Source organism: Massilia sp. BHUDP2 (assembly GCF_046236355.1).
Taxonomy (GTDB): domain Bacteria; phylum Pseudomonadota; class Gammaproteobacteria; order Burkholderiales; family Burkholderiaceae_D; genus Telluria; species Telluria varians.
Genome location: NZ_JBJUVW010000001.1, coordinates 1,433,784 through 1,458,925 on the forward strand (window position 1 = coordinate 1,433,784; position 25,142 = coordinate 1,458,925).

A 25,142-nucleotide genomic window follows, 5' to 3' on the forward strand; every position below is an offset into this window, starting at 1 on the left:
GTGCCTGCGCTGTTGCTCAGCGGCTACGAAGCGGGTCGAGCAGGCTGCGCAGATTATTATGGTCGAGCTCGTACATCAGGGCCAGCAAATGGCCCAGCTCGCCGCGTGGAAAGCCTTCGCGGGCAAACCAGCCCAGGTAGTGGCCCGGCAGGTCGGCAATCTTGTGGCCTTTGTATTTCCCGTACGGCATGTCGCGCACGAGCAGTAGAGAGAGATGATGGGTGTCCATTGGCGCGTCCTATGGAACGCACTTTAGCAAACAATCTCAAAGTTGTAGCATGGTCGGAGCTGGAGGTGATGCAATGGACAATGAATTCGACCTGGAACGTTTCGTCCAGGCCCAGGAACCGGTGTACGCCACGGCGCTCGCCGAACTGCGCGCCGGCCGCAAGCACAGCCACTGGATGTGGTTCATCTTTCCCCAGATTGCCGGGCTCGGACGCAGCGAGATGGCGCAGCGCTACGCGATCGCGTCCAGCGACGAGGCCGCCGCCTACCTGGCGCATCCGGTGCTGGGCGCGCGCCTGCGCGAGTGCGCGGGCATCGTGGCCAAGCGTGACGGGCTGACGGCCGAAGACATATTTGGCCACCCCGACGACCTCAAGTTCCGCTCGTCGATGACCCTGTTTGCCGACGTCGCGCCGGACGAAGCGGTCTTCCAGGACTGCATCGACAAGTATTTCGATGGCGAGCCGGACGATGCCACCCTGGCACGGCTGTAAACGCCGTCGTCCATTCCTGGCGCGCCATCGAACGCGTTTGCGATAGTTCGTCCTGTCCGCCCGGTGGGCGTTCTACATTCGTGCTGCCTCATGCAGGCGCATGAGACCACTACCGGAGACAGACAATGCGACATTTCTCGATAGGGCTTTTTTCCACGATAACAGGCATGGTGGTGCTGGCGAGCGCGGTGGCCGCCGGCAGCCGTGCCGGCGAGAACAGCGGCAAGGTCCTTGCCGCGCCAGGGGAGCAGGAAGGGCACAAGGCCGGGAGCCAGGGCCGGGACGTCTATGGCATCGTCAATCTTGCAGGCGGGACCTTAAGCTTCGTGGCCGACATCAATGCCCGCGGCCAGGCCGCGTTCGAATACTTCGGCCTCGATGGCCTGCTGCACGTGGGCTATTTCGACGGTGCGGGCGTGATCGACATCTCGCCGCCGAACAACCGGACCGCCTTTCTCGGCGACCTCAACGACAAGGGCGAAGTCGCCTTCTCGGCCAGCATCGTCGAGCCGGCGATGCCTGAAGGCACCCCGTTCCGGCCGTTCCGCTGGTCGGCGTCACGCGGCCTGCTTCCCTTGCCGAGCCTGAGCAGCGACGGTTCCACCTTCGTCACGGCCATCAACAATTACGCGGAGATCGTCGGGCGATCCGCGCTTTCGGCCGAGAACGGCGCCGACCGCGCCGTGCGCTGGACCGCGGCGAACCGCCTGATCCAGCTGCCCGCGCCGGCGGGCATCGGCGCGACCTATGCCAGCCACATCAACGACGGCAACGTCACCGTCGGGTCCGGAGACGCGGCGGGCGGGGCGCCGAACGTGCTGGCCTGGGACGCCGCCGGCCGGACGATGGACCTTGGTCCCTTCGGCAAGCGCTTCGCATTCGCTTCGACGGGCAACAACCGCGGGGAGATCGCCGGGATGCTCGACACGCTGAGCCCCGAGCTCAGCGCCTTCCTGTGGAGTCCGGGCAAGGGCGCGGTGCGCATCGGCGCGCGCACCATCACGCATGGGCTGAACGGCAACGGCGAAGTGGTTGGCCGCAGGGTCAGCGGGAATTCCGACCCCGCGCCCCGCGCCTTCCTGTTTTCCCGGGCGCGCGGCCTGGTCGACCTGCACCCGCGCGGGCTCCAGGTCTCCGAAGCCAATGCCGCCAACGAGCGCGGCGTGGTGGTCGGCCTGGGGCAGCGCGCTCCGGGCGGCAATATCGCGTATCGCTGGACCCGCGGCGGCGCGGTCGACCTGAATACGCGCCTGCTCAACCCGCCCACGGGCCTGGTGCTGCACTCGGCGCTGGCGGTCTCGAACAACGGCGATATCGTGGCCAGCTCCAACGCCGGGGTGGTGCTCCTGCGCGCCAACGGCGGCGGCACCGATGCGCCGGTGCTCGGGCCGATCCGGCACGCACAGCCGCGCCTGAACCAGCCGCTCGAGATCACGCTGTCCTTCCGCGACCGCAACGTGGGCGACACCCACAGCGCGACGGTCGACTGGGGCGACGGCAGCGGCCCCCAGGTGGTGGGCCTGCGCGAATACCGGGGCAAGGGCGAGGTGCGCGCCAGCCATACCTACACGTCCAACGGCGACTACACCATCGTCGTGCGCGTCAGGGACTCGACCGGCAAGGCCACGCAGCTGTTCGAGCAGCTCACGATCCTCGACCTCGGCACGCCCGGCGCGCAAGGCCAGGGTGCGCTTGCGAACGCCGCGGGCGCGGCCGCACACCGGCAGCTGCAGGCGCGCGCCCTGGCGGCCCGGCTGGGCCACGGGCCGACGCAGCTGCTGCGCTAGCTCAGACCGCCGCCAGGATCGCCCCGAGCCGCTCCATGTCCACCGGCTTGACCAGGTGGTGGTCGAAGCCGGCGGCCATGATCTGCTGGCGTTCGCTGTCCTGGCCATAGCCGGTGACGGCGACCAGCAGGGCGCCCGCCGTGGCCGGGTCGGCGCGCAGGCGCCGCGCGAGCTCCTTGCCGTCCATCTCCGGCAGGCCGATGTCGAGCAGGCAGACCTGCGGCGGCGCCGCCCGTGCGCGTTCGAGGGCGGCCAGCGCGCCGTGTTCCACCAGTGTCTGGTGGCCGGCCGCTTCCAGCACCATGGCCAGGGTCACGGCTGCGTCGACGTTGTCGTCCACGACCAGGACCCGCAGCGCAGCCGCCTTGCCGGTCGCGTCCGCGGCGATGGGAGCGGCGGCATCTTCGCACGGCGCGGCATTCCCGGCGCAGCAGGGCAGGCAGACCGAGAAGGTGCTGCCCAGTCCCAGTCCCGGGCTGGCGCAGGCGACCGAGCCGCCGTGCAGTTCGACCAGGCTTTTCACCAGGGCCAGTCCCAGCCCGAGGCCGCCCAGCGAGCGGTCGACGCTGCGCTCGGCCTGCGCGAACAGTTCGAACACCCGCCCGGTCAACTCGGGCGCCATGCCGATGCCGTTGTCGCTGACGTCGATGCAGGCATTGCCGTCGGCGGCATGGGCACGCAGCACCAGGCGTCCGCCTTCCGGCGTGTACTTGGCCGCGTTGTTGAGGAGGTTGGCGACCACCTGCACCAGCCGCTTCTTGTCGCCCCTGACCATGACCGCGCCTTGCGGCAGCGCCAGCGACAGGTCGTGGCGGCGTGCGCGCACCAGCGGCGTGACCTGCTCGACCGCATCCTGCAGCACGTCGCGCAGGTCGACCGGCGCCTGCTCCAGTTCGACCAGACCGCGGGTGACCCGCGATACGTCGAGCAGGTCGTCGATCAGCGCCGTCATGTGGCCGACCTGGCGCGCGATGATCTCGCTGGTGCGCCGCACCAGCGCCTCGTCCGGCTTCATGCGTTGCAGCAGGGCGGCCGCGGCGCTGATCGGCGCGATCGGATTGCGCAGCTCGTGGGCCAGCATGGCGAGAAATTCGTCCTTGCGCCGGTCCGACTCGCGCAGCTTCTCTTCGGCTGCCTTGCGCTCGCTGATGTCGCTGGCCGCGCCGATCCATTCCACCACCCGTCCCTGCGCATCCTGGATCGGCACCGCGCGCGACAATGCCCAGCCGTCGCTGCCGTCGATGCGGCGCACCCGGTGCTCCAGCTCATACACGGAACCGGTGCGGATCGCTTCGAGCACGGCAGCGTGCACACGCGCCTGCTCGTCGGCCGGAATATAGTCCTGGAGCCAGAACGCGCGCGGACCCGCGGTATCCATCAGGAAGCCACGCCCGTCGAGCTCGCGCAGCTCGGTCCAGTCGGCGTTCATCCGGTACACCACCTGGCCGGCCGTGGTCAGCGCCCGGAAGCGGCTCTCGCTTTCGCGCAGGGCCCGTTCGGAACGGATCTGCTCGGTAACGTCCTTGGTCGTGTGCGAGATGCAGGCGATGGCGCCGTCCTCGCCGAATACCGGTGCGCTATAGGCACTCCAGAACCGTTCGTCGAAGCTGACCGTGCCGTCGGGGCCTTCCAGGGGTATCGGGTAGCGCTGCACCGGAAGCATATCCGGCTCGCGGGTCGCCAGCACCTTGGCGAACGATGCGCGCAGCTCGGCCTCGTTGGTGCTGCTGGTGGGGTCGTCGGGATTGGAAGGGAAGGCCACGAACAGGCTCGTGCCCACCAGCTCCTCGCGCCGGCGCGAAGACGCTTTCAGGAAGGCATCGTTCACGGCGAGGATCACGGCTTCGGGCGTCGGCGACAGCAGGTATTTGCCGATCGGCGAACTATTGAACGCTGACTCGAAAACGGATGGCGAGAGCATGGGTCAATACAGGGACGAGCCATGAAGAAAACACAATTATAAAAGCGATTGTTTGCGATGACACATTTACTTCTGCGACACGCGCGCCGCCAGGAAGAAGCGGGTTGCGTATAATCGCGGTCAGTTCGTCCTTTTATTATCTGAAAGCAATAATTCATGGCTTCCTCCGACAACATCAGCATGGCGGTGTTCTGCGACTTCGAAAACGTCGCGCTCGGCGTGCGCGACGCCAACTACGAAAAATTCGACATCAAGCCGGTGCTGGAACGCCTGCTGCTCAAGGGCAGCATCGTGGTCAAGAAAGCCTATTGCGACTGGGACCGCTACAAGACCTTCAAGGCGCCGATGCACGAAGCGAATTTCGAACTGATCGAAATCCCGCACGTGCGCCAGTCGGGCAAGAATTCGGCCGACATCCGCCTGGTGGTCGACGCGCTCGACCTGTGCTACACCAAGTCGCACGTCGATACCTTCGTCATCGTCTCGGGCGACTCGGACTTTTCGCCGCTGGTGTCGAAGCTGCGCGAGAACGCCAAGCGCGTGATCGGCGTGGGCGTCAAGCAGTCCACCTCGGACCTCCTGGTGGCGAACTGCGACGAATTCATCTTCTACGACGACCTGGTGCGTGAAAAGAACCGCGCCGCCGCCAAGCGCAAGGAAGAACTCGACGCGCGCCGCGGCCAGCCGGGCGCGCGCCGTCCGAGCGACGACAAGCGCCGCGAAGAACTGGAAGCGCGCAAGGCGCAGGCGCTCGAAATGGTGGTCGAGACCTTCGATGCGCTGGTTTCCGAGCGCGGCGACACCGGCAAGATCTGGGCTTCGCTGCTGAAGGACACCCTGAAGCGCCGCCGTCCGGACTTCTCCGAGACCTTCTACGGTTTCCGCACCTTCGGCAACCTGCTGGAAGAAGCCCAGGCGCGCGGCCTGTTCGATTTCGGCCGCGACGAGAAATCCGGCACCTATGTGTTCCGCAGCGCCGCGGCGCCGGTAGCGATGCCGGCCCCGGAGCTGGTGGCGGTGCCGGACACCCCGGCGGGCGAGGAAGCCGCCGCCGTCCAGGGCGGCGAGGAAGCACCGCAGGCCGAAGCCAAGCCGGAACGTGGCCGCCGCGGCCGTGGCGGGCGTGGCGGCGGCAGGGGCCGCGAGGCAGCGCCTGCCGTGTCCGAGCCGAGCGCGGTGGACGCGGCCCTGGCCGCGGAACTGCCGCCGGGCCCGGCCGCCACGGAAGAGGCGGCGGCGGAAGCGCCTCCGGCTGAAGAAACGGTCGACGCAGTCGCCGACACCCCGGTGGAGGAGGTCCCCGTGGAGCCGGCGCCGGCCCCGGTCAAGGAACGCCGCCGCGCACCGCGCAAGCCGGCCGCGAAGAAAGCGGCAGCCGAAGCGCCGGCTGTCGAAGCGCCGTCTGTCGAAGCGGCGGCCGATCTGCCCGCTCCGACCGTGGCGCTCGACAGCGCTGCGGACATGCCGGCAAGCGCAACGGAAGCGGTAGCCGATACCGCAACGGATACCGCGCTTGATGCCGGTGACGCCGCGGATGCCGACGGCGATGCCGACGCCAAGGCGGCGCGCAAGAAATCCGCCCGTCCGGCCCACAAGGCCCCGGCCCGCAAGACCGCCCCGCGCGGACGCCGTCCTGCCAAGCCGAAGACCCCTGTCGAAAACGGCTGACGGCATACGGCGGCGCGTGCGACGTGCGCGCGCCGCCCCTGCAATAATGGCACCGTCCGCATGCGCGGGCCTGCCGCGGCGTCCGCCCGGCTGTCGCGACGTGCGAAGGAGCCTGCCATGCGTGTGCCTGCCGCGGTGTTGACTGGGGCCTTGTTCTCGATCGCCTTGATCGCCGCCCCGCCCGCGGCCCAGGCCGCGCCGCCGGCCGATCATCCCATCCTGGGCATTTGGAAACTGAGCCTGCCCGACCTCGGCTGCTCGGAAACCTACCGCTTCCGCGGTGACGGCACCACCCTCGTCACCAGCGCCGAAGAAGTCTCCGAGAGCGAATACCGCATCCCCGCCAAGCCCAGCGCCAAGGGCTTCTACCGGCTGGAAGACCGCATCGTCAAGGACAACGGCAAGAAGGACTGCGCCGGCGCCATCATGAAACCCGGCACCACCGCCACCAACTACATCCGTTTCCACCCCTCCGGGGCGCTGTTCCTGATGTGCGCGGACGAGACCATGAACACCTGCATCGGCCCCTTCGAGCGGGTGCAGGGCGAAGAAGCCTAGGGCCGCCCGCACGTGGGGAAATAGCCTGGCGGGCATAACCCACGGGCATAACAGGGCTAGCTTGCTGCATTCCCGGTGGCATCGCTTAGGTGTATATTGCTGGGCGAAACGATAACCCCACTGGAATTCCATGTCCCCGGCACTCCTTTTCGCAATCCTGATCGGCTACTTCGCGCTCCTGCTCGCGGTGGCCTGGGCCACCTCCCGCAACGCCAACAACGACAGCTTCTTCATCGGTAACAAGAGCAGCAACTGGATGCTGGTGGCCTTCGGCATGGTCGGCACCACGCTGTCCGGCGTGACTTTCGTGAGCGTGCCGGGCGCGGTCGGCGTCGACGGCTTCGGCTATGCCCAGATCGTGATCGGCTACGTGATCGGCTACATCGCCGTGGCTTACGTGCTGCTGCCGCTGTACTACCGCCTGCAGCTGACCTCGATCTACCACTACCTCGACGTCCGCCTCGGCCGGCGCGCTTACCAGAGCGGTGCGGGCTTCTTCATCGTGTCGCGCCTGCTCGGCGCCACCGCGCGGCTGTACCTGGTCGTAAATATCCTGCAGGCGATCATCCTCGACAGCCTCGGCGTGCCGTTCTGGCTCAGCACCCTCGTCGTGCTGGGCATGATCCTGCTGTATACCTACAAGGGCGGCGTCAAGACCATTGTCTGGACCGACACCCTGCAGACCAGCGCCATGCTGTTCGGCCTGTTCGCATGCGTGTGGATCCTGCTGGGCGAACTGAACATGTCGGTGCCGGAAAGCCTGAACCAGATGCAGTCGCAAGGTTTGGCCAGGATCTTCACGCACGACCTGGACAGCCCCAACTTCTGGCTCAAGCAGATCATCGCCGGCGCCCTGATCACGATCACGATGACCGGCATGGACCAGGAAATGATGCAGAAGACGATCTCGGTCAAGACCCTGAAGGACTCGCAGAAGAACATGCTGACCCTGACTGCGGTGCTGGTCGTGGTGCTGCTCTCCTTCCTGTTCCTGGGCGGCCTGCTGTACCTGTATGCGCCGGTCGCGGGCGTCACGGCAAGCGGCGACAAGATCTTCCCGGCCGTGGTGATGGGCCACCTGCCGGCGGCGCTGCAGGTCGTGTTCCTGATCGCGCTGATCTCGGCCCTGTTCCCCAGCGCCGACGGCGCGATCACGGCGCTGACCTCGTCGACCTGCATCGACCTGCTGGGCATCAAGCGCCGTACCGACATGACGGAAGCGGCCAAGGAAAGCCTGCGCCGCCGCGTGCACCTGGGCTTTGCCGCGCTGTTCCTGGTCCTGGTGCTGGGCTTCAAGGCGGCCGACAACCCGAGCATGATCGGGGTGATCCTGAAGCTGGCGGCGTATACCTACGGTCCGCTGCTGGGCCTGTTCGCCTTCGGCATGCTCACGCGCCGCACCCTGACCGACCGCCTGGTGCCGTACATTACGATTGGCGCGCCGATTCTCTGCGCTCTCCTTGAGTACAATCAGGAACACTTGCTCGGTTCCTACCGCCTTGGGCTGGAATTGCTCATGGTAAATGGCATACTCGTGTTTGCCGGCCTGTTCGCCATCTCCCACAAGGAAAAGGCCGGGACGGCCGCAGTCACCGTCTAACAAGACGGCCTGCGCCTTTCATATAGACTGAAGACGGAGTTTCGATGGCTTTCAAACCCCTGAGTGCGCTGCGCCGCGCCTTCGGCATGCTGTGGCACGCGGTCGACGTATCGCGCCGCACCTTCATGAACCTGCTGTTCCTGCTGTTCGTGATCATCGTCATCTCGATCATGAGCTCGGGCGGCGTCAAGCCGATCGGCGAGAAGACCGCCCTGGTGCTGGAACTGAAGGGCGACCTGGTCGAGCAGTACCAGTCGAGCCTGGAGGACACGGTGCTCGATTCCATCGGCGGCGACAGCAAGCGCAGCGTGCGCCTGCGCGACCTGCTGCGCGTGCTCGACGCCGCGGCAAAGGACAAGCACATCGGCACCGTGGTGCTGCTGCTCGACCAGATGAACGGCGGCGGCCTGGCCCAGCTGCGCGAGGTGGGCGCCGCGCTCGACCGCGTCAAGGCTGCCGGCAAGAAGGTAGTGGCCTGGGGCGGCACCTATGACCAGAAGCGCTACCTGATCGCTTCGCACGCGGACGAAGTCTACGTGCACCCGATGGGCATGGTGCTGATCGAAGGCTTCGGCGGTCGCCGCAACTACTACCGCGACGCGCTCGACAAGCTGGGCGTGACCGTCAACCTGATCAAGGTCGGCACCTACAAGAGCTTCGCCGAACCCTATATCGCCAACGGCCCGTCGGAAGCGGCCCAGGAAGCCGACAGCTTCCTGTACAACGCCCTGTGGCAGGACTACACGGCCCAGGTCGAGAAGAACCGCAAGCTCCCCGCGGGCAGCGTGGCCAGGTGGATCGAGACGCTGCCGCAGCAGATGGAAGCGGCAGGCGGCAGCGCGGCGCAGGTGGCGCTGGGCGCCAAGCTGGTGGACGGTATCAAGACCCGCGACGAGATCCGCGCCATGCTGGCCAAGCGCGGCGCCTGGGACGAGGGCATCAAATCCTTCCGCCAGGTCGGCTACCACGATTACCTGGCGCGTCACGAAGCCCGGCCCTTCGGCGATGCGGTGGGCGTGATCACCGCCTCCGGCAACATCACCGAGGGCACCAGCGGCCCCGGCGTGGTGGGCGGCGTCACTACCGCCAACCTGATCCGCCAGGCGCGCGAGGACGAACAGGTCAAGGCCGTGGTGCTGCGCGTCGATTCGCCAGGCGGCAGCGCCTATGGTTCGGAGCTGATCCGGCGCGAGCTGGAACTGACGCGCGCCGCCGGCAAGCCGGTGGTGGTGTCGATGGGCAGCGTGGCCGCTTCCGGCGGCTACTGGATCTCGATGGCGGCCGACGAAGTCATCGCCGACCCGGCCACCATCACCGGCTCGATCGGCGTGTTCACCATCCTGCCGACCGCCGAGAAGATCAGCGACAAGCTGGGCATCCATACCGCCGGCGTCACCACCACCTGGCTGGCCGATGCCTACAACCCGCTGCGCCCGATCGATCCGCGTTTCAGCTCGCTGGTCCAGAGCAGCATCAACCACGTGTACAGCGAGTTCACCACCAAGGCGGCGCACGCGCGCAAGACCACTCCGGCGAAGATCGACGAAGTGGGGCAGGGCCGGGTCTGGACCGGCGCCCAGGCCAAGGAACGAGGCCTGGTCGACCGCCTGGGCGGCTACCGCGATGCGCTGGCCTCGGCCGCCAAGCGCGCCAAGCTGGGCGAGGACTACCGGGTGGCCTACATCGAGCGGCCGGTCAGCCGCATCGAGCGCTTCCTGAACATGATGGGCGCCTCGACCGCGCAAGCCGTCAACATCCAGGTCAAGCTCGGCCTGATGGAAGCGGCGCTGCCAGCCGGCCCCGTGGCCCAGGTGGCGCAGGACATGGCCTTCCTGAAAGACGTCGCCGACGGCCGCAAGCCCTTCGCCGCGGTGACCCACTGCCTGTGCGGCACGCCATGACCGGGACGGCGCCGGATTTGTAGCCACTTTGTAACCGAGTGCTACGGCAAACAGACGGGTGCGGAAGCGATTCCGCACCCGTTTCCCGTTTACTCCGCGGATTTGGTGGTCATCGGTGTAAATCGATGTAAAGAAGCGTCCCGCTCATGTAACAGCATCGTGCGCGCAATGTACGTTACGAAACATATCAGGGCAGTGCGCCATGCTAATCTTTTGGGCACAACGTTATCTGAATAACATTCTGCCCATAAGAACAAGGTTGAGCATGGATTCGAACCAGTCCCCCAAGTCCGCCCTCACGAGCCCACCACCCCCGTCTCCCGAGGCCAGGCGCCGCAAGCGCCTGATCGGGACCGTCATCGCAGTGCTCGCGATGGCCGGCCTGGCGGCGCTGGCGTGGTACCTGACACACCGTCCGGCGGGCGAGGGCGCGGGCGGCCCGCCGGGGGCGGCCGGCGCACGCGGTCCCGGCGCTGGCGGCGGTCCTGGCGCCGGTGGCGGCGGCCGGGGCGGGCGCGGCGGGCCGGCGACCACGGTGGGCGTCGCGACCGCGGAACAGGCCGACATCCCGATCCTGATCGACGCCCTCGGTACCGTGGTGCCGGCGGCCACCGCCACCGTGCGGCCGCAGGTCTCGGGTGTGGTGCAGAAGATCCTGTTCACCGAAGGGCAGACGGTCAAGGCCGGCCAGGTGCTGGCCACGATCGATCCGCGCCCCTTCGAGATGGCGCTGCTGCAGGCGCGCGGCCAGCGCCAGCGCGACGAGGCTCAGCTCGAGAACGCGCGCCTGCTACTCGGCCGCTACCGCACCCTGTTGGAACAGGAGTCGATTGCACGCCAGGAAGTCGATACCCAGGCGGCGCTGGTCAAGCAGCTCGAGGGCACGGTCATGACTGACCGCGCGGCCGAAGGCATCGCCCAGCTCAATGTCGGCTACACCCAGGTCAAGGCGCCGATCTCCGGCCGGGTGGGCCTGCGGACGGTCGATATCGGCAACCTGGTCAACACCGGCGATGCGAACGGCGTGGCGGTGATCACCCAGCTGTCGCCGATCGACGTCGAATTCACCGTGCCGCAGGACCAGGTGCCGGCGCTGCAGGGACGCATCGCGCAAGGCGCGAAGCTGCCGGCCACCGCGCTGGACCGTACCCGCACCGATCAGCTGGCCACGGGCAGCTTCATTGCGCTCGACAACCAGGTTGACGTGCAGACCGGCACCGTGCGCGCCAAGGCGCGCTTCGCGAACAGCGACAACAAGCTGTTCCCGAGCCAGTTCGTCAACCTGCGCCTGCAGCTGGACACCATCGAGGGCGCCGTGGTGGTGCCGGTGACGGCACTGCGCCATGGGGCGAACGGCGACTTCGTGTTCGTGCTCAATCCGCAGGAGAAGACGGTGTCGCAGCGCGCGGTGACGCGCGGGCAGGCGACCGTGGACAAGGTGCAGATCAAGACCGGCCTGAAGGTGGGCGAGCAGGTGATTACCGAAGGGGCGGATCGCTTGCGCGATGGGGCCAAGGTGACCTTGCCGGGCGACCGGCCGCAAGGTGCGCGCGCGGGTGGGCAGCAAGGGCAGGGCGAGGGACGCCGCCAGCGTCAGGGAGCGCAACAATGATCAGCGTGCGTTGGACGCGCGGACGGGAGACCCGTCCACCCTACGTAGGGTGCACGGCTCTGCCGTGCGCGCGTTCAAATCACGCCCGCGTTGACGCGCCGTACGGGAGCACCTCATGAGCCCATCCGCCCCATTTATTCGTCGGCCGGTCGCCACCGCGCTCCTGATGCTGGCCATCGTGCTGGCCGGCCTGGTCGGCTACCGCTTCTTGCCGCTGTCGGCGCTGCCGCAGGTGGACTTCCCGACCATCCAGGTGCAGACCCTGTACCCTGGCGCGAGTCCCGAAGTGATGGCGCGCACGGTCACCGCGCCGCTGGAGCGCCAGTTCGGCCAGATGTCGGGCCTGACGCGCATGAGTTCCACCAGCGCGGCCGGAGTGTCGGTGATCACCCTGCAGTTCGGCCTCGGCCAGACCCTGGACGTGGCCGAGCAGGAGGTACAGGCCGCCATCAATGCCGGCGGCTCGCTGCTGCCGACCGACCTGCCGGCGCCGCCGGTCTACGCCAAGGTCAACCCGGCCGACGCGCCGGTGCTGACCCTGGCGATTACTTCCGACACGCTGCCGCTCACCGAGGTCCAGAACCTGGTCAACACGCGCCTGGCGCTGAAGATCAGCCAGGTTTCGGGCGTGGGCCTGGTGACCCTGTCGGGCGGCCAGCGCCCGGCGGTGCGGATCCAGGCCGATACCGAGGCGCTGGCCTCCTACGGCCTGGGCCTGGACACCCTGCGCTCGGCCATCACGGCGGCCAACGCGAATAGCGCCAAGGGCAATTTCGACGGCCCCACCCGTTCCTACGCGATCAACGCCAACGACCAGCTGCTGGCGGTCGAGGACTACCAGAACCTGATCGTCGCCTACCGCAACGGCGCCCCGGTGCGCCTGAAAGAAGTGGCGCGCGTGGTCGACAGCGCCGAGAACGTGCGCATCGGCGCCTGGGCCAACATGAAGCCGGCCATCATCTTGAACGTGCAGCGCCAACCCGGCGCCAACGTGATCGCCACCGTGGACGGCATCAAGGAGCGCCTGCCCGAGCTGCAGGCGGGCTTACCAAGCGCGGTGCGCATGGACGTGCTGAGCGACCGCACCGCCGGCATCCGCTCCTCGGTCGAGCACGTGCAGATGGAACTGCTGCTGGCCGTGGTGCTGGTGGTGCTGGTGATCTTCGCATTCCTGCACAGCCTGCGTGCCACCGTGATCGCCAGCCTGGCGGTGCCGATCTCGCTGGTCGGCACCTTCGGCGTCATGTACCTGATGGGCTACAGCCTGAACAACCTGTCCCTGATGGCGCTGACGATCGCCACCGGCTTCGTGGTCGACGATGCGATCGTCATGATCGAGAACATCGCACGCTATATCGAAGAGGGCGAGAAACCGATGGCGGCGGCGGTCAAGGGGGCGACCCAGATCGGCTTCACCATCATTTCGCTGACCGTGTCCCTGATCGCGGTCCTGATTCCGCTGCTGTTCATGGGCGACGTGGTCGGCCGCCTGTTCCGCGAGTTCGCGGTGACCCTCGCCGTGACCATCCTGATCTCGATGGTGGTCTCGCTCACGCTGGTGCCGATGATGTCGGCGCGCTGGCTCAAGAGCCATGAAGAAGAGCGCCCGGGCCGCTTCGCGCAAAAGTCCCAGGCCTTCTTCGACCGCGTGATCGGGCGCTATGACGTCGCGCTGGGCTGGGTGCTGGCGCGCCAGGGCCTGACCCTGCTGGTGGCCCTGGCCACCCTGGTGCTGACCGCGCTGCTGTGGGTGGTCATTCCGAAAGGCCTGTTCCCGACCCAGGACACCGGTCAGCTGCAGGCACGCCTGCAGGCGCGCCAGTCGATCTCCTATGCCGAGATGGCGAGGCTCCAGCAGCTTGCCGCCGCCGAAGTGCTGAAGGATCCGGCGGTCGCCTCGCTCAGCTCCTACGTGGGCGTGGACGCGGCCAACAACACGATGCTCAACACCGGCACCATGCTGATCAACCTGAAGGCCGAGGAACGCGGCGACCAGGAAGCGATCATGAACCGGCTGCGCAGCCGGGTGGCCAACGTGGCCGGCGTCACCTTGTACCTGCAGCCGACCCAGGACCTGACCATCGACGCCGAAAGCGGCCCGACCCAGTACCGCCTGTCGATCGAGGGCGCCGACAGCGCCACCGTGAACGAATGGGCACGCAAGCTGGTTGCCCAGATGGCCACCAAGAAGGAAGTGCGCAACGCCACCACCGACGCCGGCGCCGTCGGCAGCGCCGCCTACATCGACATCGACCGCGACACCGCCTCGCGCCTGGGCATCACGGCGGCTTCGATCGACGACGCGCTCTACAGCGCCTTCGGGCAGCGCATCGTCTCGACCATCTTCACCGAAACCAACCAGTACCGGGTGATCCTCGAGGCCCAGCAGGACGAGGCGATGTCGCTGGCAAGCTTGAACCGCCTGCAGCTGCGCACCAGCTCGGGCCAGCCGACCCCGCTGTCGGCGGTAGCCACCATCCGCGAGGCCGAGGCGCCGCTGCAGATCACCCACGTGGCCCAGTATCCGGCCGCCACCGTCGGCTTCGATACCGCCGAAGGCGTCAAGCTGGGCACTGCGGTGAATGCGATCCACAAGGCGGCGGAAGAAATCAAGATGCCGAACGCGGTCAGCATGACCTTCCTCGGCGCATCCGGCGCCTACCAGGCCTCGTTGTCGAACCAGCTGTGGCTGATCCTGGCGGCCGTGGTCTGCGTGTACATCGTGCTGGGCGTGCTGTACGAGAGCTATGTGCACCCACTGACCATCCTGTCGACCCTGCCGTCGGCCGGCGTCGGCGCGCTGCTGGCCCTGTGGGTGACCGGGCAGGGGCTTGGGGTGATCGGCATCATCGGCATCATCCTCCTGATCGGCATCGTCAAGAAGAACGCGATCATGATGATCGACTTCGCCATCGAGGCCGAGCGCGACGAGGGCAAGGCGCCGCTGGAGGCGATCCGCCAGGCCGCGCTGCTGCGCTTCCGTCCGATCATCATGACCACGCTGGCCGCGCTGTTCGCCGCCGTCCCGCTGATGCTGGGCACGGGCGAGGGCGCCGAGCTGCGCCGCCCGCTGGGCCTGGCCATCTTCGGCGGCCTGATCGTCAGCCAGCTGCTGACGCTGTTCACCACGCCGGTGATCTACCTGGCCTTCGACCGCCTGGCGCAACGCAGGGGTGGGGACAAGCGCGGAAGGGCGCCGAACAAGCCCGAGAGGATCGGCGCATGAACCTGTCGCGGCCCTTCGTCGAACGCCCGATCGCGACCGTCCTGCTGACGATCGGCCTGGCGCTGGCCGGCATCGCCGCCTTCTTCGTGCTGCCGGTCTCGCCGCTGCCGCAGGTCGACTACCCGACCATCTCGGTGTCGGCCTCGCTGCCCGGCGCCAGCCTCGAGACCATGGCCTCGAGCGTGGCCACGCCGCTGGAGCGCAGGCTGGGCGTGATCGCCGGGGTCAACGAGATGACTTCGAGCAGCAGCAACGGCTCGACCCGGGTCAGCCTGCAGTTCGACCTGAACCGCAAGATCGACTCGGCCGCGCGCGAAGTGCAGGCCGCGATCAACGCCTCGCGCGCCGACCTGCCGGCCACGCTGCGCAGCAACCCGACCTACCGCAAGGCCAACCCCTCGGACGCGCCGGTGATCATCCTGGCGCTCACTTCGAAGACCCGTTCGCCGGGCCAAATCTACGAATCGGTATCGAACCTGGTGCAGCAGCGCCTGGCGCAGGTGAAGGGCGTGGGCGAGGTCGAGATCGGCGGCGGCTCGCTGCCGGCGGTGCGCGTCGAGCTGCTGCCTTATGCGCTGAACAAATACGGCCTGTCGAGCGAGGACGTGCGCGCCGCGATCCAGGCCACCAACGCCAACCGCCCGAAGGGCGCGATCGAAGGGGCGGGCAACCGCTTCCAGATCTATTCGCAGCCCGCCGCCAAGGAGGGGAGCACCCCCGGCCAGGGCCGGCCGCAGGCGGCGGACTACCGCGACCTGGTGGTGGCCTGGCGCGACGGCGCGGCGATCCGCCTGCGCGACGTGGCCGAGGTCATCGACGGCGTCGAGAACGTCAACACGCTCGGCCTGTTCAACGGCCAGCCGGCGGTCATCGTGCTGGTGACGCGCCAGCCGGACGCCAACGTCATCGAGACCGTGGACGGCGTGCGCGCGCTGCTGCCGACCCTGCAGGCCCAGTTGCCCGGCGACGTCAGCCTGCAGGTGGCCTCGGACCGCACCAATTCGATCCGCTCCTCGCTGCACGAGATCGAGTTCACCCTGGTGCTGTCGATCCTGCTGGTGGTGCTGGTGGTGAGCGTGTTCCTGCGCAGCCTGCGCGCCACCATCATCCCGGCGGTGGCCACCGTCGTGTCGCTGCTGGGCACCTTCGGCGTCATGTACATGCTGGGCTTCAGCCTGAACAACCTGTCCCTGATGGCGCTGACGGTGGCCACCGGCTTCGTGGTCGACGACGCCATCGTGGTGCTGGAGAACACGGCGCGCCACATCGAGGCCGGCATGGACCGCATGAAGGCGGCGCTGCTGGGCGCGCGCGAAGTGGGCTTTACCGTGTTGTCGATCTCGCTGTCGCTGGTAGCGGTGTTCATTCCGCTGCTGTTCATGGGCGGGCAGGTGGGCCGGCTGTTCCGCGAATTCGCCGTGACCCTGTCGGCCGCGGTGATGATCTCGCTGGTGATCTCGCTGACCACGACGCCGATGATGTGCGCCTGGCTGCTGCGCAAGGAAGACAAGGACAAGAAGCCCGGCTTACTCGCACGCTGGTCCGAGCGCGGCTTCGATCGCACGCTGCGGGTCTACCGGCACGCGCTCGACTGGGCGCTCGACAGCAAGCTCCTGGTGATGATCATCCTCGCTTTCGTGGTCGGCCTGAACGTCTACCTGTTCGCGGCGGCGCCGAAGGGTTTCTTCCCGCAGCAGGACACCGGCCAGCTCAACGGCGGCATCCGCGCCGACCAGAGCATCTCCTTCCAGGCCATGCAGGGCAAGCTGCGCCAGCTGGTGGACATCATCCGGCGCGACCCGGCGGTCGACACCGTGGTCGCCTTCACCGGCGGCGGGCGCGCGGGCGGCGGTTTCATGTTCATCAACCTGAAACCCATCGACGAGCGCGCGAAAGGCGATACCGGACAGGCCGTCATCGCGCGCCTGCGACCGAAGCTGGCGCGCGTCACCGGCGTGTCGATCTTCCTGAACCCGGTGCAGGACCTGCGCATGGGCGGGCGGTCCAGCAACTCGACCTACCAGTACACGCTCAAGAGCGACAACGCGGCCGACCTGAAGCAATGGGCCACGCGCCTGGCCGAATCGATGAAGCGCCAGCCGGCGCTGGTCGACGTCGACACCGACCAGGCCGAGAACGGCGTCGAGACCTTCGTCACCATCGACAAGGACACGGCGGCGCGCCTGGGCATCGGTACGCGCGACGTCAACAATGCGCTGTACAACAATTTCGGCCAGCGCCAGGTGGCCAACATCTATGACGAGCTGAACCAGTACCGCGTGATCATGGGCGTGGCCCAGCGCTATGCCCAGTCGCCGGAAGCCCTGCGCGACGTCTACGTGCCGGCGCGCGGCGGCGGCGGTGGGACCGCCACCGGCACGCAGTCCACGTCCGGCACGGCCGCTTCCTCCACCAACCTGACCGCCGCGCGCGACCCGTCCAGCGGTGCAGCGCTGTCCACCGGCCTCACCACCATGGTGCCCCTGAGCGCGATTGCCAGCTACGCCGAAAGCTCGACCCCGACCTCGGTCAACCACCAGGACGGCGAACTGTCGACCACCGTCTCGTTCAACCTGGCGCAAGGCTTCAACCTCGAGGACGGCCAGGCCGCGGTGAAGCAGGCCGAAGCGGACATCGCCATGCCGTCCAACGTGCGCGGCAGCTTCCAGGGCACGGCGCGCGCCGCCCAGGAATCCAGCAAGGAGCAGCCGATGCTGATCCTGGCGGCGATCGTCGTGATCTACATCGTGCTCGGCATCCTGTACGAAAGCCTGGTGCACCCGGTGACGGTGCTGTCCACGCTGCCTTCGGCGGGCGTGGGCGCGGTGCTGGCCCTGCTGCTGTTCCGGATGGAGTTCTCGATCATTGCCCTGATCGGGGTCTTCCTCCTGATCGGCATCGTCAAGAAGAACGCCATCCTGATCATCGACTTCGCCCTCGAGGCCGAGCGTGCGCGCGGCCTCTCCGCGGTGGAGGCGGTGCGCGAAGCCTGCATCCTGCGCTTCCGCCCGATCCTGATGACCACCCTGGCCGCTGCCTTGGGCGCGCTGCCGCTGGCGATCGGTTTCGGCGAAGGCTCGGAGCTGCGCCGCCCGCTCGGCATCGCCATCATCGGCGGCCTGGTCGCCAGCCAGCTCCTGACCCTGCTCACCACGCCGGTCGTCTACGTCCTGCTCGACAAGCTGCGCACCAGGAAGCCGAACGAGCATGAGCTGACCCGCCATGCCGACCTCGATCAGCCGATCCCAGCAAAATAACGAATCCATGATGAGAACCCACGCCATGTACCGCCTCTCCCTCGTCGCCCTGGCTGCCGGCATCGCCGGCGGCTGTGCCGTCGGCCCCGCCTACCAGCGCCCAACGACGCCGGAACCGGTGGCCTTCAAGGAAGCCCAGGGCTGGGTGCCGGCGGCGCCCGCCGATGCGCTCGAACGCGGCCCCTGGTGGCAGCTGTTCGACGATCCGGTGCTGAACGAGCTGGCGGATGCCATCGAGGTCTCGAACCAGAACGTGGCGGTGGCGGTTGCCAACTATGCGCAGGCGCGTGCGCTGGTGGCGCAGCAGCGCGCGTCCCTGTTCCCGACCGTGAACCTGAACCTGTCCGGCGACCGCGCGGGCGTGCGCGGGCAGGGCGCGGACAATGCCTATCGGCTGAACCTGGGCGGCAGCTGGGAGCCGGACGTGTGGGGCCGCCTGCGGGCCGGCGTCACCAGCGCCCAGGCCAGTGCCGAGGCCACGGCTGCCGACCTGGCCAGCGCGCGCCTGTCGGCCCAGGGCGAGCTGGCGGCGAATTATTTTGCCGTGCGTTCCATTGACGCCCAGCGCAGCCTGCTGGCGCGCACCATCGCCGGCTACGAGCGCGAGCTGCAGATCACGACCAACCGCTTCAATGTCGGCATCGTTGCCCGCACCGACGTGCTGCAGGCCCAGACCCAGCTGGCCAATGCCCGCAACGACGAATTGAGCCTGAACCGCCAGCGCGCCCAGTTCGAGCACGCGATCGCGGTCCTGGTCGGCAAGGCGCCGAGCGAGTTCACGCTCGCCCCGCTGCCCGAATGGCGGGTGACGGTGCCGGCGGTGCCGGTGGGGGTTCCTTCGCTACTGCTGCAGCGCCGCCCCGACATCGCTGCCGCCGAGCGCGACGTGGCGGCCGCGAATGCGGAGATCGGCATCGCGCGCTCGGCCTACTTCCCGAACATCGGCCTGTCGGCTTCGCTCGGCAGCGGCGGCAGCAGCGTGTCGGACCTGTTCTCGGCATCGAATGCCGCCTGGTCCTTCGGGCTGTCGGCGGCGCAGGCGATCTTCAACGCCGGCGCCACCCGCGCCAGCGTGGCGGGGGCCGAGGCGCGCCACCAGGCGACCGTCGCGCGTTATCGCCAGACGGTGCTCACGGCCTTCGCCGACGTGGAGAACCAGCTCAGCGCGACCCGCATCCTGGAGCAGCAGCAGGAGCTGACACGGGTGGCTTCCGAAGCCGCCGACAAGGTCGAGCAGCAAATCCTGAACCGCTACCGCGCGGGGCAGGTGAGCTATTCGGAAGTGGTGCAGGCGCAGGCCACCGCCCTGAGTGCGCGCCGCCAGCTGGTGCAGGTGCAGGCCGACCGCCAGGCGGCGGCGGTGGCGCTGATCCAGGCGCTGGGCGGCGGTTGGCGCGCGGGGCAGGAGCAGGGCTGAACTGCCCGTCATTACGCCAAAAAACGACCTCATGCATATATAACAAAGTTATACTGCCGGGTGCTTTTTTATTCATCTGGGGTCTACCTTGTTCAAATCGTTCGTCCTGCCTGTTGCCTTGATCGGCGTCGCAAACTTCGCGCTCGCCGATGAAGGCCAATGGCAACCGCACCAGCTGCCGCAACTCAAATCCGAACTCAAGCGTATCGGGATCACCATCCCGGCCGAGAAACTGGCCGACCTGAGCAAGCATCCGATGAGCGCCATCGTCTCGCTCGGCGGCTGCTCGGCCTCGTTCGTGTCGCCGGATGGCCTGGTGGTCACCAACCACCACTGCGCCTATGGCGCGGTCCAGCGCAATTCGACCCCCGAGAAGAATTACATCGTGGGCGGCTTCCTGGCCAAGACCCGCGCCGATGAACTGCCGGGCGGCCCGAACACCCTGGTGTACGTGACCGAGAAGGTCGAGAACGTCACCGACCGCGTCCTCAAGGGATTGAGCCCGACCATGTCGGGCCGCGATCGCCACGAGCTGGTGGAGTCGCGCATCAAGGCGCTGGTGGCGGAGTGCGAGACCGACAAGTCGACCCGCTGCTCGGTGCCGGCCTTCCACCGCGGCCTCGAGTACTACCGCATCAAGCAGCTGATGATCCGCGACGTGCGCCTGGTGTACGCGCCGTCCGACCGCATCGGCAACTTCGGCGGCGACATCGACAACTACGAATGGCCGCGCCAGACCGGCGACTACGCCTTCCTGCGCGCCTACGTCGGCAAGGATGGCCGCCCGGCCGACCCGTCGCCCGACAACGTGCCCTACAAGTCGAAGGACTTCCTGGTGGTCTCCGCGGAAGGCCTGAAGAACGGCGATCCGATCCTGCTGGCAGGCTATCCGGGCCGCACCAGCCGCTACAAGCTGCCGAGCGAGATCCGCTTCGCGCGCGACGTCGATTTCCCCGCCAAGGTAGGTGCAATCACCGCCGACCTGTCGGTGATCTCGGCCGCCACCATGGGCAACCCGGCCTGGGACGTGCGCTACGCGAGCGTGGCCAAGAGCCTGAACAACGTGCTCAAGAAGACGCAAGGCCTGCTGGACGGCTTCGCGCGCAAGGACATCGCCGCGATCAAGGACGTGCAGGACGCCGAGTTCCGCGCCTGGCACAAGCAGAATGGCAAGGGCGCCAAGGGCCTGCTGGGCGAACTCGATGGCGTGATCGCCCAGGACATGGCGGCCTCGCGCCAGGAAGCCGCCTGGGCCGAAGCGACGCACAGCGACCTGCTCAAGAGCGCGCGCACCCTGTACCGCTTGGCGCTGGAGCGCCAGAAGCCGGACGCGCAGCGCGAGTCGGGCTACCAGGAGCGCGACCTGTCCTTCATCAAGGCGCGCCTGACCCGCCTCGAGCAGTCTTTCGTGCCCCAGGTCGACGAAGCCCGCTGGGGCGCCGCGCTGGCGCGCTATGCCCGCATCGATGCGAAGATGCACCCGCAGGGCCTGGACGGGCTGCTGCCGGCGCCGAACGCGCTGAACGCGATGTACAAGGCGACCGAGCTGGCCGACACCGCCAAGCGCCTGGCCTGGATCGGCAAGGATGCGGACGCCTTCCGCAAGTCGAACGACCCCTTCATCCAGCTGGCCGTGCGCCTGCACGAGACCGGCATGGCGCTGGAAAACCGCCGCAACGAGATCGACGGCAACCTCGAACGCGTGATCCCGCAGTACATGGCGGCCGTCATCGCCTGGAAGAAGTCGCAGGGCAAGCCGGTCTACCCGGACGCCAACTCGACCCTGCGCGTGACCTACGGCACCGTGGCGCCCTACGCCCCGCGCGACGGCCTGGTCAAGGGGCCGTTCACGACGGTGGAAGGCATCGTCGAGAAGGCCACCAACAAGGATCCGTTCATCGCCCCCGCGCCGCTGCTGGATGCGATCAAGGCCAAGCGCTACGGCGTGTTCAAGGACCCGGTGCTGGGCACGGTGCCGGTGAACTTCCTGTCGAGCGCCGATACCACGGGCGGCAACTCGGGTTCGGCCGTGATGAACAAGCGCGGCGAACTGGTGGGCCTGAACTTCGATTCGACTTATGAATCGATCACCAAGGACTGGTACTTCGATACCGCGATCACGCGTGCGATCCACGTCGACATCCGCTACATGCTGTGGGTGATGAAGGAAGTCGACCACGCCGACAACCTGCTGAAGGAAATGACGATCAAGTATCCGAAGAAGTAAGCGGGAAAGCTTGATCCAGAACCGCCGCCGGAGCGATCCCGCGGCGGTTTTCTTTGGCGCTGTCAGCGTTAGCTATGGATGACTCCGAACACGAGTCGCAGCAATTGCTCCACCGTCGTGATCCGTCCACCATCGAGCGCCCGACGCCAGCCCAGGTAGTTCGGCAGGTAGCGCGAAGCTACGCCGCGGAAGCGGCTCAACCATTGCCGGAAGCGCTGGTGGTAGGCGTTCACATTCTGGACATGGATGACCCCGGCAATACCGCGGCGTACCCGTACACCCGCACGCAGGTTCACCGCCTCGTGCGCAATGCCATGCTTGCGGGCGAAACTGCGATACGCCGCATGGCCGTCGCTGACCAGGAGCACCTGCCAATCGAGCCGGGGCAGCAGGTGGCGCTCCAGCTGCGCAACCGTCAAGGCGCCACGGCCGACTACGGCATCGGCGGTCTGGCCACTGCGGTCGCGCGCGACAAGAATGCAGTCGAGTTCGCGTGAAATGCCGCGCCTGCTGGCGCGGCCGCCACGTCGGCGTGCCGGTCGGTCCAGCTTGCGCGCGCCTTTTTGCGATTCCAATATAAACATTTCATCAGCCTCGGCAATGCCGCCCAGGCGCGTCGGCTGGGCATGCCTGGGTCGTTCCAGGAAGCGGTGACGCCAGCGGAAGGCGGTGTTGCGGTGCACGCCGACCTCGCTGGCGGCTGCGCGCACCGACTTCGAGTCGAGCACGGTTCCCAAGTAATCAAGCCACTTTGTACGCAGCCGGAGCCGGGCCAGCGGCGTGCCGCTCAGGTCGTTATAGGTGCGGCTACAGGCGCGGCAGCGGTAGCGTTGCAGGCCGTTCGCTTGTCCATGCCGGTAATAATGTTCGCAGGCGCAGCTCGGGCAGCGGCGCTGCGTGGCGCCGATCTGGCCGATGAGGGCAATCACCTGATCGAGCCCGGCAGAGGGATGCAGGGCCGCCAGCGTCTGCAGGCGCTGGGGCAGGTTCAGTGCAGGGAGTTTGGCAAACCACTTCTTGAAATGTGGCGCGCGCATGGTCGTTCCCGTCCGTGGTGACAGGCATTCGACCATGGATGAGCTCAGCAGTTCCGCGCTCATCCATAGTTAAAGTTGACAGCGCCTTTTTATTCTGCTCACGGAAGTGAGTATTTCCGCTTGTCTCGACCAGACGATTGACCTGCAAGGTCTTTACATCCAATACTAAAAATGCAATTACAACAACATCATTGGAGACAGCATGAGAACACCAAGCTTGAAAGCCTTGCTGCAAGGCTGCGCACTATTCACGATGCTGGCCGGCGCATCGATGCAAGCCCAGGCCGCATTCGGCGTCACCACGACCAAGGATGCCAGCGACAGGATCGTCAGCTACACCATCGACACCGGCGCCGGCCTGGTATTCAAGGTACGCGGCCACCCGAACGACACCAGCACCACCTCTCCCGGCGACCTGTCCAGCATCGTCTATAACGGCGTCGAATTCCAGGATGCGGCCCGCGGCACCCAGGTCAACAGCGGCTACGACTGGATCTATACGGACCAGACCGGGGTCGAGGTCAAGGCCGAAGTGGTCGACGCCAACGGCAATGCCGTGCCGGTGACGGTGCCGGCTGCCGGCCAGAGCGCGACCACCGCGGCCAGCGACTACATCAAGGTGACGGTCAAGACGCTCGGCGGCGCGACCGGGGTCCTGACCCATTACTACCTGGTGAGGAAGGGCGACCCCAGGATCTACATGGGCACCCACTTCACCGCCGAGCCGACCGGCCAGGCGCTGGTGCGTTTCATCGCGCGCCTGCGCATCGCCGCGCTGCCCAGCGGCACGCCGGCCGGCACGCCCGGCGGCCTGGTGACGAATGCCGATCCGAACCGCCCGCCATCCTGGCCCGACGATCTGCGCGGCACCACCGGCGCCATCGAGTCGGGCGACATCTTCGGCATCAACAGCGGTGCGAATGCGGGCGAGACGCGCTCCAAGCACTACTCCAACATGCGCCTGAAGGACTGGACCCATATCGGCGGCACCGGTCCGAACGTCGGCGTGTGGATCGTCCGCGACAATAACGAAGGCGGCTCCGGCGGTCCGTTCTACCGCAGCCTGCTCAACCAGATCACCAGCACCAACAACGAGATCACCTACATCGTCAACTATGGCGAGGGCCAGACCGAAGCCTTCCGTTTCAACCGCCTGAACGCCTATACCATGGTGTTCAACAACGGCGCGGCGCCAGGCAGCGTCGATACCGCATGGTTCTCGAAGATGAACCTGCTCGGTTACGTGCCGCCGACGGCGCGCGGCAACGTGTTCGTGCCGGCCATCTACGGCCGCAACCCGGCCTTCCCGTACACCGTCGGTTTCGCCAACGCCACCGCGCAATACTGGGCAGATGCCGCCAGCCACGACGGCAATACCCAGGCCAACGGCATGCTCCCCGGCGCCTACACCATGACCGTCTACAAGAACGAACTGGCGGTCGCCACGTCGACGGTCAACGTCACCGCAGGCACCACCAATATCGTGCCGGCGCTGACGATCGCCGCCGACCCGCTGGTGAACAATGACGACCCGCGCGGCAAATGGCACATCGCGAAAGGGGACCCGAGCCTGACGCAGGCGTTGTTCCGCATCGGCGAGTGGGACGGCACGCCCAGGGAATTCCTGAATGGCGACAAGATCACCATCATGCACCCGTCCGACGTGCGCATGAGCCCGTGGTTCACGACGGCGAGCAGCGCCGATCCCTACCGTGTCGGCATCTCGACGCCCGGCCTGCACATGCCGGCCTTCCAGTGGAAGGGCTTGAATACCGCGCCGAACGGCCCGGTCACGATCAGCTTCGCCCTGAAGGCGAGCCAGATCTCGGCCACCTCGACCTACCGCTTCAGGATCGGCATCACCGCCGCGCAGGCAGGCGGCCGCCCGCAGATCAACGTGAACAACTGGACCTCGCCTTTCGTCGGCTCGCAGTCCGGCGACCTGTTCCCGCCGGGCCAGCCATCGACCCGCACCATGACGGTCGGCACCTACCGCGCGCGCAATATCACCTACGACTACACGATTCCGGCCAGCGCGCTGATCGCCGGCCAGAACACGCTCAAGATCTGGGTCGTCAGCGGGTCCACCAGCTCCTCCAGCTGGCTGACCCCGGCCGTCTCCTTCGACGCCATGGACCTGGTCAAGATCAACTAAGCACACGTAAGCAGAGGCTCTCCCGCGCCAAGGGGAGAGCACTCCACCACAACA

Annotated in this window: 15 protein-coding genes; 12 read left to right on the forward strand and 3 right to left on the reverse strand. The window is 67.1% G+C overall.

Translation table 11 applies throughout. The annotated features are described in order from the left end of the window. Positions 1–16: 16 nt before the first annotated feature. Positions 17–229, reverse strand: coding sequence for a DUF3820 family protein (locus ACK6C6_RS06460; RefSeq protein ID WP_409266462.1), 213 nt, complete (start codon positions 227–229; stop codon positions 17–19). 73 nt (positions 230–302) lie between these two features. Between ACK6C6_RS06460 and ACK6C6_RS06465 the strand changes: the two genes are divergently transcribed. Both ACK6C6_RS06465 and ACK6C6_RS06470 read left to right on the forward strand, forming a co-directional pair. Next, positions 303–722 (forward strand): DUF1810 domain-containing protein, encoded by a 420-nt coding sequence (locus ACK6C6_RS06465; RefSeq protein ID WP_409266463.1) that lies wholly within the window; start codon positions 303–305, stop codon positions 720–722. A gap of 167 nt (positions 723–889) precedes the next feature. Next, positions 890–2,509: a PKD domain-containing protein gene (locus ACK6C6_RS06470; protein WP_409266465.1), complete on the forward strand. Its 1,620-nt coding sequence runs from the start codon at positions 890–892 to the stop codon at positions 2,507–2,509. A 1-nt stretch (position 2,510) separates the two neighbouring features. Here ACK6C6_RS06470 and ACK6C6_RS06475 read toward each other — a convergent pair whose 3' ends face one another. Further along, a complete protein-coding gene (locus ACK6C6_RS06475; RefSeq protein ID WP_409266466.1) occupies positions 2,511–4,430 on the reverse strand; it encodes an ATP-binding protein in 1,920 nt (639 codons plus the stop codon). A 156-nt stretch (positions 4,431–4,586) separates the two neighbouring features. Here ACK6C6_RS06475 and ACK6C6_RS06480 point away from each other — a divergent pair, with 156 nt between their 5' ends. From ACK6C6_RS06480 to ACK6C6_RS06520, 9 genes are all read left to right on the forward strand, one after another. After that, a complete protein-coding gene (locus ACK6C6_RS06480) occupies positions 4,587–6,098 on the forward strand; it encodes an NYN domain-containing protein (RefSeq protein WP_409266468.1) in 1,512 nt (503 codons plus the stop codon). 117 nt (positions 6,099–6,215) lie between these two features. Beyond that, positions 6,216–6,656 (forward strand): hypothetical protein, encoded by a 441-nt coding sequence (locus tag ACK6C6_RS06485; protein ID WP_409266470.1) that lies wholly within the window; start codon positions 6,216–6,218, stop codon positions 6,654–6,656. Positions 6,657–6,786: 130 nt separating this feature from the next. After that, on the forward strand, positions 6,787–8,256 hold the full coding sequence (locus tag ACK6C6_RS06490) for a sodium:solute symporter (protein WP_209586009.1): 1,470 nt from the start codon (positions 6,787–6,789) through the stop codon (positions 8,254–8,256). Positions 8,257–8,300: 44 nt separating this feature from the next. Next, complete coding sequence (sppA, locus tag ACK6C6_RS06495; RefSeq protein WP_409266471.1) at positions 8,301–10,157, forward strand: signal peptide peptidase SppA; 1,857 nt, start codon at positions 8,301–8,303, stop codon at positions 10,155–10,157. Positions 10,158–10,422: 265 nt separating this feature from the next. Beyond that, complete coding sequence (locus ACK6C6_RS06500; RefSeq protein WP_409266473.1) at positions 10,423–11,769, forward strand: efflux RND transporter periplasmic adaptor subunit; 1,347 nt, start codon at positions 10,423–10,425, stop codon at positions 11,767–11,769. A 115-nt stretch (positions 11,770–11,884) separates the two neighbouring features. Continuing rightward, positions 11,885–14,995: an efflux RND transporter permease subunit gene (locus tag ACK6C6_RS06505; protein ID WP_409266475.1), complete on the forward strand. Its 3,111-nt coding sequence runs from the start codon at positions 11,885–11,887 to the stop codon at positions 14,993–14,995. Continuing rightward, positions 14,992–18,252: an efflux RND transporter permease subunit gene (locus ACK6C6_RS06510; RefSeq protein WP_409266477.1), complete on the forward strand. Its 3,261-nt coding sequence runs from the start codon at positions 14,992–14,994 to the stop codon at positions 18,250–18,252. The genes ACK6C6_RS06505 and ACK6C6_RS06510 overlap by 4 nt, the downstream gene beginning before the upstream one ends. Before the next feature lie 10 nt (positions 18,253–18,262). Beyond that, on the forward strand, positions 18,263–19,669 hold the full coding sequence (locus tag ACK6C6_RS06515) for an efflux transporter outer membrane subunit (protein WP_409267307.1): 1,407 nt from the start codon (positions 18,263–18,265) through the stop codon (positions 19,667–19,669). Positions 19,670–19,757: 88 nt separating this feature from the next. Continuing rightward, the gene (locus ACK6C6_RS06520; RefSeq protein WP_209586014.1) at positions 19,758–21,896 is read left to right on the forward strand and encodes a S46 family peptidase; all 2,139 of its coding nucleotides are present in this window, start codon (positions 19,758–19,760) and stop codon (positions 21,894–21,896) included. Between the two features lie 68 nt (positions 21,897–21,964). Here ACK6C6_RS06520 and ACK6C6_RS06525 read toward each other — a convergent pair whose 3' ends face one another. After that, on the reverse strand, positions 21,965–22,933 hold the full coding sequence (locus ACK6C6_RS06525) for an IS1595 family transposase (RefSeq protein WP_409267308.1): 969 nt from the start codon (positions 22,931–22,933) through the stop codon (positions 21,965–21,967). Between the two features lie 202 nt (positions 22,934–23,135). Between ACK6C6_RS06525 and ACK6C6_RS06530 the strand changes: the two genes are divergently transcribed. Next, positions 23,136–25,088, forward strand: coding sequence for a rhamnogalacturonan lyase B N-terminal domain-containing protein (locus tag ACK6C6_RS06530; protein WP_409266478.1), 1,953 nt, complete (start codon positions 23,136–23,138; stop codon positions 25,086–25,088). Positions 25,089–25,142 lie beyond the last annotated feature (54 nt).

What these genes read in the sequence shown, in the direction of transcription:
- ACK6C6_RS06460 (WP_409266462.1), bottom strand. Translation starts at nt 229, where the DNA reads ATGGACACCCATCATCTCTCTCTACTGCTCGTGCGCGACATGCCGTAC.
- ACK6C6_RS06525 (WP_409267308.1), bottom strand. Translation starts at nt 22,933, where the DNA reads ATGCGCGCGCCACATTTCAAGAAGTGGTTTGCCAAACTCCCTGCACTG.
- ACK6C6_RS06505 (WP_409266475.1), top strand. Translation starts at nt 11,885, where the DNA reads ATGAGCCCATCCGCCCCATTTATTCGTCGGCCGGTCGCCACCGCGCTC.
- sppA (WP_409266471.1), top strand. Translation starts at nt 8,301, where the DNA reads ATGGCTTTCAAACCCCTGAGTGCGCTGCGCCGCGCCTTCGGCATGCTG.
- ACK6C6_RS06515 (WP_409267307.1), top strand. Translation starts at nt 18,263, where the DNA reads ATGAGAACCCACGCCATGTACCGCCTCTCCCTCGTCGCCCTGGCTGCC.
- ACK6C6_RS06530 (WP_409266478.1), top strand. Translation starts at nt 23,136, where the DNA reads ATGAGAACACCAAGCTTGAAAGCCTTGCTGCAAGGCTGCGCACTATTC.
- ACK6C6_RS06465 (WP_409266463.1), top strand. Translation starts at nt 303, where the DNA reads ATGGACAATGAATTCGACCTGGAACGTTTCGTCCAGGCCCAGGAACCG.
- ACK6C6_RS06490 (WP_209586009.1), top strand. Translation starts at nt 6,787, where the DNA reads ATGTCCCCGGCACTCCTTTTCGCAATCCTGATCGGCTACTTCGCGCTC.
- ACK6C6_RS06480 (WP_409266468.1), top strand. Translation starts at nt 4,587, where the DNA reads ATGGCTTCCTCCGACAACATCAGCATGGCGGTGTTCTGCGACTTCGAA.
- ACK6C6_RS06510 (WP_409266477.1), top strand. Translation starts at nt 14,992, where the DNA reads ATGAACCTGTCGCGGCCCTTCGTCGAACGCCCGATCGCGACCGTCCTG.
- ACK6C6_RS06470 (WP_409266465.1), top strand. Translation starts at nt 890, where the DNA reads ATGGTGGTGCTGGCGAGCGCGGTGGCCGCCGGCAGCCGTGCCGGCGAG.
- ACK6C6_RS06500 (WP_409266473.1), top strand. Translation starts at nt 10,423, where the DNA reads ATGGATTCGAACCAGTCCCCCAAGTCCGCCCTCACGAGCCCACCACCC.
- ACK6C6_RS06485 (WP_409266470.1), top strand. Translation starts at nt 6,216, where the DNA reads ATGCGTGTGCCTGCCGCGGTGTTGACTGGGGCCTTGTTCTCGATCGCC.
- ACK6C6_RS06475 (WP_409266466.1), bottom strand. Translation starts at nt 4,430, where the DNA reads ATGCTCTCGCCATCCGTTTTCGAGTCAGCGTTCAATAGTTCGCCGATC.